Genomic DNA, 12387 nt, shown 5'->3' with positions numbered 1-12387 from the left:
CGCTTCTCCCCTGCAGCCTGAAGTAGAATAGTCGCGTTACCTAGCGGCACATTAAGGAAACTTTAGCGCCAGCGCATTTATGGTCGTTGCCAAGCGAAGGCCGCGATTGGGGACGCGTCCTTCGTAAGATGATCCGAAATACGGCTGGTTCTCCCCCGGTCGGCGACATCTCGCACGCGCAAGTCTGCGATGGTTCCCAGGGGTAGAGTGAACAGGACATGCAGCCGGCAGCCGCCCAGACCGACCGAAACAGCGACATTGCAACAGCTGTTGTGACGACCATGCGCCAGCTCGGCGTGCTTGGTCTGCCGCGCAATTACGAGATCTTCTACGAAGCGCTGAAAGGCACCAATCGCGAACTCAGCCTTGCCGTCGTGGCGCTCGGCAACCGGCCGACGCAGGACGATCTCGACCGCATCGGCCGCGCCTTCTTTGCCCAGCACCATGGTCCAGGCATTGTCGAGCAGGCGCGCGATGTGCTGGCCAGGGAACTCGAGGATATCGCCTTGCTGCTGCGAAGCGAACGCAGCCATATCGAGAAATACGGCAAGATCCTCGATGAGACGTCGAGCGGGCTGGCCAACCGCAGCCTGCTGTCACAGGATCTGCTGCAGAAGGTCGCCAACGCCATGGCGGTCGCCACCAATTCGACCCTCGACCATGGCAGGCAGGTTGCCACCACGCTCAGCGACAAGACGGCGGAACTGGAGAGCGTCAAGTCGAAGCTCGAGGAGTACAAGCGGCTCGCCGACACCGATCCCTTGACCCATATCTGGAACCGCCGCGCCTTCGACAAGCAAATCACCGGGATTTACACCTCCACCAGGGGCATCCTGTTCAACGCGCTGATCCTTGCCGACATCGACCATTTCAAGGACATCAACGACCGCTACGGCCACCCGGTCGGTGACAAGATCATCCAGATCATCGCCGAAATCTTCCAGACCAGCATCCGGGAAGACATGTTCGTTGCCCGCACCGGCGGCGAGGAATTCGCGCTGATCATCGAGGGTGCCAGCGAGGATACCACCTACGAGATCGCCGAACGCATCCGCGTGCTGATCGAACAGACGCCCTTCACCAGCAGCCAGACCGGCACCAATTACGGCACGGTGACCGTTTCCATGGGCATCTGCATGGCTTCGGAGGCCGAAAGCCCGGAAGATCTCTACACCAAGGCGGATCGGGCGCTCTACCGCTCCAAGGTCGGTGGGCGCAACCGCGTCACCCGGCATTCGACAATGGCCGGCCGCACTGGCAAGAACTGGCTGCTCTACAAGAAAGACTGACGCTTCGGCGCACAGCCTATTCGCGGACGTGGGCAAATTTATCGGGCACGGTCTCTTTCCATATGAATTTTCATGGCCTATATTTTCCATGGAAAGAGAGAGGCCATGTCTGTTTCACAACCCGATGCTGCCGCCAAGACGGGCGAAAACGCGGTTCTGACCAAGGCCACGCTGCGCGCCGCCGAGCTTATGAATATTACCGCCAGGACGCTGGCGTCGATCATCGGCGTCTCGGAAGCTACGGTTTCGCGCATGCGCAGGCAGGAATTCCTGCTCGAGCGCGGCACCAAGCCATTCGAACTCGCGGTGCTGTTCGTGCGGCTGTTCCGTTCGCTCGACGCCATTGTTGGCGGTGACGAGGCGATCGCCCGGGCATGGCTCAAGAACACCAACACGGCGTTCGACGGCAGCCCGCTTGAAAAGATCCTCACCATCACCGGGCTTGTCGATGTCATTGCCTATCTGGACTCCCGACGCGCTCTCGTCTGAAGCCGTACGGCTCGACGGCAAATACTGGCGCATGGTCGAGGCGCAGCACCGCGTCTCGACGCTGAAAATCGTCGACACGCTGGACGAACAGGCGCTGATCGAGGATCTGATCGAGGAGACCAAGCCGCAGATCCCCATGGAATGCCGGCATCTCCATTATCTCCTGGCGACGCCCTTTCGCTACGGCTCGATCTACCCTCACGGCTCGCGCTTCCGCCGCGCCGGCCGCACCCTGGGCGTCTATTACGCGGCGGAGACGATCATGACCGCCGTCGCCGAAATGGCCTTCTACCGCTTGCTGTTCTTTGCCGATTCGCCCGACACGCCGTGGCCGCATGACGCCGCCGAATACACCGCTTTCGCCGCCGCGATCCGCACCAACAAAGCTGTCGACTTGACGCGGCCACCGCTTGACCGCGACCAGGCTCAGTGGACGCATCCGACCGACTATGCCGCCTGCCAGGCCATTGCCGACGTTACGCGCGAGGCCGGGCTGGAAGCGATCCGCTACCGCTCGGCGCGTGATCCCAAGGGCGCCAACGTGGCGCTGCTGACATGCCGCGGCTTCGCCAAGGCCAAGCCGCTGGAGCCGCATACCTGGCGCATCCGGCTCGGCTCGTTCGGCGTGCAGGCGATCTGTGAGTTTCCGGAAAGGCGCATCGAGTTTTCCAGAACCGCTTTCGCCAATGATCCCCGGCTCAACGGCCTGCGTTGGGAACGCGGCCGCTGATCAACAAAAAAGCGCCGGATTTCGCCGGCGCTTTTTCTCTTCAGCCTGCAAACAGGTTCAACCGTTGGCTACCTGCTTGTGCTGGACCGGATGGCTCTTCTTCAACAGGTCGGAGACCAGGAACGCCAGTTCGATCGCCTGGTCGGCATTGAGGCGCGGGTCGCAATGCGTGTGGTAGCGGTCCTGCAACTCCTCGGCGGTGATGGCACGCGCCCCGCCGGTGCATTCGGTGACGTTCTTGCCGGTCATCTCGACATGGATGCCGCCAGGGTGCGTGCCCTCGGCGCGATGCACCTCGAAGAAGGTCTGCACTTCCTTGAGGATGCGGTCGAACGGCCGCGTCTTGTAGCCGGCGGCCTCGATGGTGTTGCCGTGCATCGGATCGGATGACCACACCACGCTGCGGCCTTCCTTCTGCACCGCGCGCACCAGCTTCGGCAGATGGTCGGCGACCTTGTCGGAGCCGAAGCGGGCAATCAGCGTAAGCCGGCCCGGCTCGTTCTCCGGATTGAGCAGGTCGATCAGTTCCAGCAACCCATCCGGCGTCAGCGACGGGCCGCATTTGAGGCCGAGCGGGTTCTTGATGCCGCGGCAATATTCGACATGGGCATGATCGGGCTGGCGCGTACGGTCGCCGATCCAGATCATGTGGCCGGAAGTTGCATACCAGTCGCCCGAGGTCGAATCGACGCGGGTCAGCGCCTCTTCGTAGCCGAGTAGCAGCGCTTCGTGGCTGGTGTAGAAATCGGTCTCGCGCAAGGCGTAGTTGGTCTCCGAGGTGATGCCGACGGCCTTCATGAAATCCATCGTCTCGGTGATGCGGTTGGCGAGCTTGCCATATTTCTCGCCCTGCGGGCTGTCGGAGACGAACCCCAGCATCCAGCTATGCACATTCTCCAGGCTGGCATAACCGCCCTGGGCGAAGGCGCGCAACAGGTTGAGCGTCGCCGCCGACTGGCGGTAAGCCATCTCCTGGCGGGCCGGGTCGGGAATGCGCGATTTGGCGTCGAACTCGATGCCGTTGATGATGTCGCCGCGATAGCTGGGCAGCGTCACCTCGCCCTTGGTCTCGTTGTCGGACGAGCGCGGCTTGGCGAACTGGCCGGCGACGCGGCCGACCTTCACCACCGGCTGCGCGCCGGCAAACGTCAGCACCACCGACATCTGCAGGAAGACGCGGAAGAAGTCGCGGATATTGTCCGCGCCATGCTCGGCGAAGCTCTCGGCGCAATCGCCGCCCTGGAGAAGGAATGCGTCACCGGCAGCGACAGCTGCAAGCTGCTTCTTCAGCTTGCGCGCCTCACCTGCAAAAACCAGCGGCGGAAAGGTGGCGAGTTGAGCTTCCGTGTTCTTCAGCGCGACAAGATCCGGATAGGCAGGAACCTGCTTGATCGGCTTTGCTCTCCAAGAATTCGGCGACCATTTCGTCATCGCTGCACCCAAACGCTCTTTCCAGCGAGCTGTTGCCCGCCATTCCCGCCCCATATGGGGATCGCGGCTCCATACACGAAGCCGATTTCCTATTCTAGACCGGAATTCAAGTGCTGGCGAATGGTGGCCGGCGGCTCACTCTGCTGCCTGTGACAAAGCGAGATAGAAAAGGCCCAGCCCCAACAGCAGGCATGACGGACTGTAGAACCAGCTGTCGTAGCTGGCAAAACGTGTGGTCCTGACCCGCTTGAACAGCCCGAAATACCGGGACCAGCTCAACGCTCGCGCGGTGAAGATGACCGCGCATTGGACGATGCCTGCCTTCAGCAACGGTTGCGGCAGCGGCAGGCGAACCGCGCCGGTGAAGCCAAGAACCAGCAGCAGCACCAGCGTCAGGATCAACCCCACAACCATCGCCCCCAAGGCCGTCTCCTTGATGGCGGGAGTGCCGTCCTCGCGTTGCGGCAACGCGACGCCGGCGCCGATGCGTCCACCGAAACCCCAGTAGAGATGAAAGCCGGCGCCAAGCAGCAGAATGGCCGAGCAGAAAGCGACGACCACGCTCGCCATGCCTATCGGGCGACCTCGTTCAACCGCCGGAGCTGGCGACCGAGCCCGCCCGTCAGATCGAGAGCAAGCATGCGCAGCAGCGCGATGGCGCTCCACAACGGCCGATCCGCGAACGGCTTGTTGCTGTTGTGCTCGAGGAAAGGGTGAGTGAGAAAAGCCGCGACATAGAAGAACGGAATGATGACCAGAAAGGCCCACCAGACGACCAGAAAGGATGCGGCGATCCCTGCGAGCGGCGCGAAAAACAGGCCGATATAGTGGATAAGCCGGGTCGAAGCTTTTGAATGGCCGGCAAGATAACCGAGCCAGTATTCATCGAAGGTCTGCGGGTTCATGGATTTCCCCGTTCAGCGATGAATTGCAGAATCCATCTGACGCCTTGGGCCCAAATACCTCAATGGCTCCAATCGTCGCAGACCTCCGGAGAGACCTTTGCTAGGCAAAGTCCCGCCCTAAGCGGCCTTCTCGACCAACCGCGCCAGCTGCGCCATGACGACCGCCGAGCCCGCCAGACGCTTCTCGGCTGTCGGCCAGTCGCGGATGAAGACCACGCTGTGGTCGGCCCTGATCTTGGCCAGCGAGCCCTGCTCGCCGATGTAGTTGACGAGCCCGACCGGGTTGGAGAACTCGCGCTTGCGGAAATGGATCACGACGCCCTTTGGGCCGGCATCGAGCTTTTCGACATTGGCCTTGCGGCAGAGCGCCTTGATGAAGACGATCTTGAGCAGATGCTTCACCTCCTCCGGCAGCGGACCGAAACGATCGATCAGCTCGGCGCCGAAAGCGTCGATTTCGTCGGTATTTTCGAGATCGCCGAGGCGGCGGTAGAGCGCCAGCCGGAGCTGCAGGTCCGGCACATAGCTTTCCGGGATCATCACCGCGGTGCCGACAGCAATCTGCGGCGACCATCCGCCATCCTGCACCTCGCCGGAATCCTTGACCTCGGCGACTGCCTCTTCCAGCATCTGCTGGTAGAGCTCGAAGCCGACCTCCTTGATGTGGCCGGACTGTTCTTCGCCGAGAAGATTGCCGGCGCCACGGATGTCGAGGTCGTGGCTGGCCAATTGGAAGCCGGCGCCGAGCGTGTCCAGCGACTGCAGCACTTTCAGCCGCCGTTCCGCAGTGTCGGTCAGCTTGCGGTTGGCCGGCAGCGTGAACAGCGCATACGCCCGCACCTTGGAGCGGCCGACACGGCCGCGCAGCTGGTAAAGCTGCGACAGGCCGAACATGTCGGCGCGATGGATGATCAGCGTGTTGGCGGTCGGGATATCCAGCCCGGATTCGACAATGGTCGTCGACAAAAGCACGTCGTATTGGCCGTCATAGAAGGCGTTCATGATGTCGTCGAGCTCGCCGGGCGGCATCTGGCCGTGGGCCACCGCGACTTTCAGCTCAGGCACGGATTCCCGCAGGAAATCATGGATTTCGGCGAGATCGCTGATGCGCGGCACGACATAGAAGGAATGGCCGCCGCGATAGCGCTCGCGCAGCAGCGTTTCGCGGATCACCAACGGATCGAAGGGCGAGATGAAGGTGCGCACTGCCATGCGGTCGACCGGCGGCGTGGCGATCAGGGACAGTTCGCGCACGCCGGTCAAGGCGAGCTGCAAGGTGCGCGGGATCGGCGTCGCCGACAGCGTCAGCACATGGACATCGGTCTTGAGGTCCTTCAGCCGCTCCTTGTGCTTGACGCCAAAGTGCTGCTCCTCGTCGATGATCAGGAGGCCGAGATTCTTGAACAAGATCGCCGAGCCCAGCAGTGCGTGGGTGCCGATGACGATGTCGACTTGGCCCTCGGCGATGCCTTTCTTGGTTTCCGCCAGCTCCTTGGCGCCGACCAGCCGCGAGGCTTGGGCGACGCGGATCGGCAAGCCGGAGAAGCGCTGCGAAAACGTCTTGAAATGCTGACGCGACAACAGCGTCGTCGGCACGACGACCGCCACTTGGAACCCTTCCATCGCCGCGATGAAGGCGGCGCGCAGCGCCACTTCGGTCTTGCCGAAGCCGACATCGCCGCAGATCAGCCGATCCATCGGCTTGCCGGCACCGAGATCGTCCATGACGGAATCGATCGCGCCCTGCTGGTCGTCGGTCTCCTCATAGGGGAAGCGCGCCGAGAACTCGCCATAAAGCCCTTCCGCCGGCACCATGGTGGGGGCGGAGCGCATCTGCCGTTCGGCGGCGATGCGGATCAGCTGGCCAGCCATGTCGAGCAGGCGCTTCTTCAGCCGCGCCTTGCGCGATTGCCAGGCGCCACCACCGAGCTTGTCGAGTGAGGCTTCGGCTGAATCGGAGCCATAGCGCGACAGAAGCTCGATGTTCTCCACCGGCAGGAACAGCCGGTCGTCGCCGGCATAGTGGATTTCCAGGCAGTCATGCGGCGCACCGACCGCCTCGATGGTGCGCAGGCCGATGAAGCGGCCGATGCCGTGGTCGGTGTGAACGACGATATCGCCGGCCGACAGCGACGAAGCCTCGGCAATGAAGTCGGACGCGCGCTTCTTGCGCTTCGAGCGTCGGATCAGCCGGTCACCGAGAATGTCCTGCTCGGCGATGACGACCAGCTGTTCGGTCTCGAAGCCGGATTCCAATGGCAGCACCGCAAGTGCGGCCTGTCCGGGCTCGAGCTTTTCAACCTCGGCCAGCGTCGCCACCGGCACGAGATTGCCGAGATGATGCTCGGCCAGGATCTGGCCCAGACGGTCAAGCGAACCTTCGGTCCAGCCGGCGACAATGACGCGGCGGCGCGCCGCGCGCTCGTCTGCAATGTGCTTCACGACAACGTCGAAGACATTGGCGTTGGGGTCGGCGCGCTCCTCGGCAAAACTGCGGCCATGGCGCGAACCGCCATGGAAGACCTTTTTGGCGCCGACGTCAGGCGCATCAAAAGCAGTGAAGTCGATGGCTTCGCGCGGTCCGAGCGACGCGACGAGGTTTTCCGGCGAGAGATAGAGCAAGTCCGGCGCCACCGGCTTGTAGGGCACGGCATCCTTCAAGGCGGCATCCGCTTGTTTGCGGCGCGCTTCGTAGTGATCCAGGATCAGCGTATGGCGCTCGGCCAGCGCCTCATGCGCCAGATGGTCGAAGATGACGGGCGCATTCGGCAGATAGTCGAACACCGTCTCCAGCCGCTCATAGAAGAGCGGCAGCCAATGCTCCATGCCGGCGAAGCGCCGGCCCTCGCTGACGGCTGCATAGAGCCCGTCGTCGCGCTGCGGCGCGCCAAAGGCTTCGATATAGGAGCGGCGGAAGCGGCTGATGGTTTCAGGCGTCAGCGCCACTTCGCTCATCGCCTGCAAGGCCATCGATTTGCGCTGGCCTGTGGTGCGCTGGGTGGCGGCGTCGAAGACGCGGATCGATTCCAGCGTGTCGCCGAAGAAGTCGAGCCGAAGAGCCTCGGTCCAGCCGGGCGCGTAGAGGTCGAGGATGCCGCCGCGCACCGCGAACTCGCCGACGCCGCGCACCGTCGGCACCCGCTCGAAGCCGGAAATCTCCAGCCGCGACACCAGCGCGTTCATGTCGATCTGGTTGCCGGGCCTGGCGTGAAAGGTCTGTGCCTCGACAAGGTCGGCCGGCGGAATGCGCTGCAGCAAGGCATTGGCGGTGGTCAGGATCACCGCGCGATGCGGCTTTTTCGCCAGTGCGATCATCGCCGTCAGCGCATCGAGCCGCTTGGCGGCGGCGTCCGAACCGGGCGAGACGCGGTCGTAAGGCAGACAGTCCCAGGCCGGCAGCTCCAGCACCGGCAGGCCGGGCGAAGCGAAAGTCAGTGCTTCCGTGATCGCCGGCAGGCGCTGGCCGTCGCGCGCCACGAACAGCACAGGCTTGTCGGGCGCGATCTCATGGATCGCCTGCACCAGCGCAAAGGCTTCGTAGCCGTCGGCGACGCCATCGACGATGAACTGGCCGGCGCGGCCTTTCGGCAGACCGATTTTTGGGATGAGGCTCATGAAATCACGGTCTTGGTTGTCGCAATTCCGGACGGAAAACCGCTTCGCACTTTTCCTGGAATTGCTTGTGTTCAGAATGTCATGGTCCGGCGCGATGCCAGGATCTTTTGCAGGACGGCACAGTCGATATCCCCGGGAACCGGGCGCTCGCCGGTGACCATGGGCAGGAATTCGGTGTCGGGAATGTCGAGGAGCCTTTCATATTGGTCGATTTCGTCGCCGGTCAAGGCGCCGATCTCGTTGTCGGCAAAGGTGCCGAGGATTAGGTCCATCTCGCGCATGCCGCGATGCCAGGATCGGAACAACAGCTTGCGGCGCCTGATATCCAGGCCCTCGCTTGATCGTTTCGTCCCGGTCATCGTGCCGCATCCTTGCTTGGTGCGGCGCATATAGCGTGGATAGAGGGCGGTGTCAGCCTTGCAACAGCCGGGTGGGCGTCTAAACATCCGCACGTGGCCAACGCTCCTGACAACACCTCCTTCTGTCCTGGCGGATATCGCCGGCGCACCACCCTCCCCCTTGTGGGGAGGGTCGGCGAGCACGCTTCGCAAGGCGAAGCGGATGAGACGGGGTGGGGGTACGGCGCTGACCTACCGACTTCCTCGAAAGTTAGACGCGCACCGACCCCCACCCCGCTCCGCTTCGCGGATCGACTTGCCGGGGCGAGCCACGCGTCTCGCCCGTCCTACGGGCCCCCACAAGGGGGAGGGTAAGGCATGCGACCTTCCCTCCTCGACCCTCTGTTCGTTCCGATCACTTCGCTTGCCGGCGTTGGGCCGAAGGTCGGCGCGCTGATCGAGAAGGTGGTGGCGGCTGATCTCGGCGACCGCGCCGCGCGCGCCGGCGATCTTCTCTTCGTGCTGCCAAACTCGGTCATCGACCGCCGCAACCGGCCGGGCATCGCGCTCGCGCCGGCAGGCGCCATCGTCACGCTCGACGTGCGCATCGACCGTCACCAGCCGCCGCCGCGCGGCAACCGGTCGGTGCCCTACCGCGTCTACGCCCACGACGACACCGGCGAGATCGGGCTGACCTTCTTCCACGCCCATGCCGCCTATCTCGAAAAGGCGATGCCGGTGGGGGAGCATGTCATCGTCTCCGGCCGCATGGAATGGTTCAATGGCCGCCCAACCATGGTCCATCCCGATCACATCGCGCTGGCCAGCGATGCCGAAGCCCTGCCGCTGGTCGAGCCAGTCTATCCGCTGACCGCCGGCCTGTCGGCAAAGGTCCTGCGGCGCGCCATCGGCCAGGCGCTCGGCCGGCTGCCGGAACTGCCGGAATGGCAGGACGGCGCCTTCATGCGCAAACAGACTTTTCCGGCCTTTGGCGACGCGCTCGCCCGCATCCATCATCCCGCGGACCCGATCGACGTCGCTGTCGAGGGGTCGGCATGGCGGCGCCTCGCCTATGACGAGTTGCTGGCCGGCCAGGTGTCGCTGGCGCTGGTGCGGGCAAAAGTGCGCCGGCTGTCGGGTCGGCCGCTGATCGGCGACGGCCGCATCGTCGAGAAACTGCGCGCGGCCCTGCCCTACAAGCTCACCCCTTCACAGGAATTCGCACTCGCCGAAATCAACGCCGATCTCGCCGATCCCGAACGCATGCTGCGCCTGCTGCAGGGCGATGTCGGCTCAGGCAAGACGGTGGTGGCGCTGCTTTCCATGGCGCGCGCCGTCGAGGCCGGCGGACAGGCAGCGCTGATGGCGCCGACCGAAATCCTGGCGCGCCAGCATCTGGCAACGATCACGCCGCTGGCCGAACAGGCCGGCCTGCGTGTCGCCATCCTGACCGGCCGGGAGAAGGGCCGCGAGCGCACCGAAACGCTGGCAGGTCTTGCCAGCGGCGACATCGACATCGTCGTCGGCACCCATGCGCTGTTTCAGGAAACGGTGACCTATCACGACCTCGTCTTTGCCGTCGTCGACGAACAACACCGCTTCGGCGTCCACCAGCGGCTTGCCATCACCGCCAAGGGCGACGCGCCCGACATGCTGGTGATGACGGCGACTCCGATCCCGCGCACTCTGGTGCTGACCGCTTTCGGCGACATGGACGTCTCCAAGCTGACGGAAAAACCGGTCGGCCGCCAGCCGATCCGCACCGTCACTTTGCCGCTGGAGCGGCTCGACGAACTGGTCGGCCGCATGCTCGACGCCGTTGCTGACGGCCAGAAGATCTACTGGATCTGCCCGCTGGTCGAGGAATCCGAAGAGATCAAGCTGATGTCGGCCGAGGACCGTCTTGCCTCGCTGCAACCTTTGTTCGGCGACCGCATCGGCCTCGTCCATGGCCGCATGAAGGGCGCCGAAAAGGACGAGGCGATGCGCGCCTTCAAGGTCGGCGAGACCCGCATCCTGATCGCCACCACGGTCATCGAAGTCGGCGTCGACGTGCCGGATGCCACGATCATGGTCATCGAGCATGCCGAACGTTTTGGTTTGGCCCAACTGCACCAGTTGCGCGGCCGCGTCGGGCGCGGCGACAAGCCCTCCTCTTGCGTATTGCTCTACAAGGACCCGCTCGGCGAGACGGCCAAACGCCGGCTGTCGGTGATGCGCGAGACCGAGGACGGGTTCCTGATCGCCGAGGAGGATCTGAAACTGCGCGGCGAAGGCGAGTTGTTGGGCACCCGCCAATCCGGCACGCCGGGCTTCCAGGTGGCGCGCATCGAGGCGCATGCCGACCTGCTCGAAGCCGCCCGCGACGATGCAAGGCTGGTCCTGTCGCGCGATCCGGAACTGCAATCCCAGCGTGGCGAAGCATTGCGCCTGTTGCTCTATCTGTTCGGCCGTGACGAGGCTGTTCGGCTCTTGCGCGCCGGTTGAGCCAGGGCGCCAAGCGGCGGATTGGCGAGATCTCCTTCGATCGGCTCACCGTTCACCGTCACCATTTTCGGCTTGACCTCGGGCGCCACCAGCCCGGCCGAAACGATCAGCCTGGCGCCGTCCTCGATCGTCATGTCGAGCAGCACGATGTCGGATTTCGGCACATACATCAGGAACCCGGTGGTCGGGTTCGGCGTGCATGGCATGAAGACGGCGATCATCGGGTCGCCCTCCCGGTCGAGCTTCCGGTTGATCTCGGTTTCCTTCTCGCTGGCGACGAAGACCAGCGACCAGACGCCCTTGCGCGGATATTCGACCAGCCCGACCTGGCGGAACATGTCGCCCTTGTTCGACAGCACCGTCTGGAAAATCTGCTTCAGCGAACCATAGATGCCGCGCACCAGCGGCATGCGGCCCAGCAGTCGCTCACCGAAATTGACGATGGCTCGGCCGACGATGTTGGCGGTCATGAAGCCGATCAGCGTGATCAGGATCAGCGCCACGATCAGGCCGAAACCCGGAACCGGAAACGGCAGATAGGTGTCGGGGCTGTAGCGTGCCGGAATGTACGGCTTTACCCACGAATCGACCCAGCCGATGAACGACCAGGCGATATAGGCGGTGATCGCCAACGGCGCGCAGACGATGAAGCCTGTGAGGAAATAGTTCCTCAGCCGGGTCATGCCTGAAGTTCTGGGAGCATCGGACATGGTTCACCGGGGGCGCAGGTTGCAGCGCAACATTAGTGAACCCGAAGTCGCTTTGAAACTACGAAGTTTTTAAAAGAACCGATTAAGCCGCCGCTTCGAGCGGTTCGATCTTCTCAAGTTCCGGCGCCAGTTTCTCGGCCTCGGTTTCCAGTTCATAGGCCTGTTGAAAATTCATCCAGAACTGAGGCGTCGTGTTGAAAAAACGGGCGAGGCGCAAGGCTGTGTCGGGGGTCAGACCGATCTCCTCCTTGGCAATACGCTCGATACGGGTGCGCGGGAGGTTGAGCTTCTTCGCGAGCGCACCGGCACTCATGCCGAGTGGAACAAGATACTCTTCCCGCAGGAATTCTCCGGGGTGAATGGGGCGTGCGAACTTGGGCATCAATATCCTCA

11 protein-coding genes are annotated in these 12387 nt (G+C 63.4%); 4 read left to right on the top strand and 7 right to left on the bottom strand.

The genetic code is table 11. The features are described from left to right. The first annotated feature begins 218 nt into the window (after window positions 1-218). From JQK88_RS21885 to JQK88_RS21875, 3 genes are all read left to right on the top strand, one after another. Window positions 219-1289, top strand: a complete 1071-nt coding sequence (locus JQK88_RS21885) for a GGDEF domain-containing protein (protein ID WP_192251141.1) — start codon at window positions 219-221, stop codon at window positions 1287-1289. Between the two features lie 105 nt (window positions 1290-1394). After that, window positions 1395-1778 (top strand): MbcA/ParS/Xre antitoxin family protein, encoded by a 384-nt coding sequence (locus tag JQK88_RS21880; protein WP_203279424.1) that lies wholly within the window; start codon window positions 1395-1397, stop codon window positions 1776-1778. Continuing rightward, entirely contained in the window at window positions 1738-2508 is a 771-nt protein-coding gene (locus JQK88_RS21875; protein ID WP_203279423.1) for an RES family NAD+ phosphorylase, read from the top strand. Before JQK88_RS21880 ends, JQK88_RS21875 begins: the two co-directional genes overlap by 41 nt. Before the next feature lie 57 nt (window positions 2509-2565). On the opposite strand, the gene JQK88_RS21870 is transcribed toward JQK88_RS21875, so the two are convergent. The 5 genes from JQK88_RS21870 to JQK88_RS21850 form a co-directional block, all read right to left on the bottom strand. Continuing rightward, entirely contained in the window at window positions 2566-3939 is a 1374-nt protein-coding gene (locus JQK88_RS21870) for a class II 3-deoxy-7-phosphoheptulonate synthase (protein WP_192251150.1), read from the bottom strand. A gap of 135 nt (window positions 3940-4074) precedes the next feature. Continuing rightward, complete coding sequence (locus tag JQK88_RS21865; protein WP_203279422.1) at window positions 4075-4509, bottom strand: DUF3995 domain-containing protein; 435 nt, start codon at window positions 4507-4509, stop codon at window positions 4075-4077. A gap of 2 nt (window positions 4510-4511) precedes the next feature. Then, window positions 4512-4844 carry a DUF962 domain-containing protein gene (locus JQK88_RS21860; protein WP_192251155.1) on the bottom strand — a complete coding sequence of 111 codons (333 nt, stop codon included), beginning with the start codon at window positions 4842-4844 and terminating at the stop codon, window positions 4512-4514. A 117-nt stretch (window positions 4845-4961) separates the two neighbouring features. Next, complete coding sequence (mfd, locus tag JQK88_RS21855) at window positions 4962-8459, bottom strand: transcription-repair coupling factor (protein WP_203279421.1); 3498 nt, start codon at window positions 8457-8459, stop codon at window positions 4962-4964. A gap of 71 nt (window positions 8460-8530) precedes the next feature. Further along, window positions 8531-8818 carry an FAD assembly factor SdhE gene (locus JQK88_RS21850; protein ID WP_142864970.1) on the bottom strand — a complete coding sequence of 96 codons (288 nt, stop codon included), beginning with the start codon at window positions 8816-8818 and terminating at the stop codon, window positions 8531-8533. 357 nt (window positions 8819-9175) lie between these two features. On the opposite strand from JQK88_RS21850, the gene recG reads away from it, so the two are divergent. Next, window positions 9176-11284, top strand: a complete 2109-nt coding sequence (gene recG / locus JQK88_RS21845; RefSeq protein ID WP_203279420.1) for an ATP-dependent DNA helicase RecG — start codon at window positions 9176-9178, stop codon at window positions 11282-11284. Here the strand turns inward: recG and JQK88_RS21840 are convergent. Both JQK88_RS21840 and JQK88_RS21835 read right to left on the bottom strand, forming a co-directional pair. Then, complete coding sequence (locus tag JQK88_RS21840) at window positions 11236-11994, bottom strand: DUF502 domain-containing protein (protein WP_192251164.1); 759 nt, start codon at window positions 11992-11994, stop codon at window positions 11236-11238. The genes recG and JQK88_RS21840 overlap by 49 nt on opposite strands. Window positions 11995-12076: 82 nt before the next feature. Further along, entirely contained in the window at window positions 12077-12376 is a 300-nt protein-coding gene (locus JQK88_RS21835; protein WP_142865495.1) for a HigA family addiction module antitoxin, read from the bottom strand. Between the last annotated feature and the right edge of the window lie 11 nt (window positions 12377-12387).

It is taken from the genome of Mesorhizobium caraganae, assembly GCF_016836705.1.
Lineage (GTDB): Bacteria > Pseudomonadota > Alphaproteobacteria > Rhizobiales > Rhizobiaceae > Mesorhizobium > Mesorhizobium caraganae.
Note: the sequence above shows the minus strand (reverse complement) of the source record. Positions and strands in the feature narration are given on the sequence as shown.

Excerpts from the sequence above, each read along its gene's own strand:
- JQK88_RS21875 (WP_203279423.1), top strand. The coding sequence starts at position 1,738 with ATGTCATTGCCTATCTGGACTCCCGACGCGCTCTCGTCTGAAGCCGTA.
- JQK88_RS21870 (WP_192251150.1), bottom strand. The coding sequence starts at position 3,939 with ATGACGAAATGGTCGCCGAATTCTTGGAGAGCAAAGCCGATCAAGCAG.
- recG (WP_203279420.1), top strand. The coding sequence starts at position 9,176 with ATGCGACCTTCCCTCCTCGACCCTCTGTTCGTTCCGATCACTTCGCTT.
- mfd (WP_203279421.1), bottom strand. The coding sequence starts at position 8,459 with ATGAGCCTCATCCCAAAAATCGGTCTGCCGAAAGGCCGCGCCGGCCAG.
- JQK88_RS21880 (WP_203279424.1), top strand. The coding sequence starts at position 1,395 with ATGTCTGTTTCACAACCCGATGCTGCCGCCAAGACGGGCGAAAACGCG.
- JQK88_RS21885 (WP_192251141.1), top strand. The coding sequence starts at position 219 with ATGCAGCCGGCAGCCGCCCAGACCGACCGAAACAGCGACATTGCAACA.
- JQK88_RS21835 (WP_142865495.1), bottom strand. The coding sequence starts at position 12,376 with ATGCCCAAGTTCGCACGCCCCATTCACCCCGGAGAATTCCTGCGGGAA.
- JQK88_RS21850 (WP_142864970.1), bottom strand. The coding sequence starts at position 8,818 with ATGACCGGGACGAAACGATCAAGCGAGGGCCTGGATATCAGGCGCCGC.
- JQK88_RS21840 (WP_192251164.1), bottom strand. The coding sequence starts at position 11,994 with ATGTCCGATGCTCCCAGAACTTCAGGCATGACCCGGCTGAGGAACTAT.
- JQK88_RS21865 (WP_203279422.1), bottom strand. The coding sequence starts at position 4,509 with ATGGCGAGCGTGGTCGTCGCTTTCTGCTCGGCCATTCTGCTGCTTGGC.
- JQK88_RS21860 (WP_192251155.1), bottom strand. The coding sequence starts at position 4,844 with ATGAACCCGCAGACCTTCGATGAATACTGGCTCGGTTATCTTGCCGGC.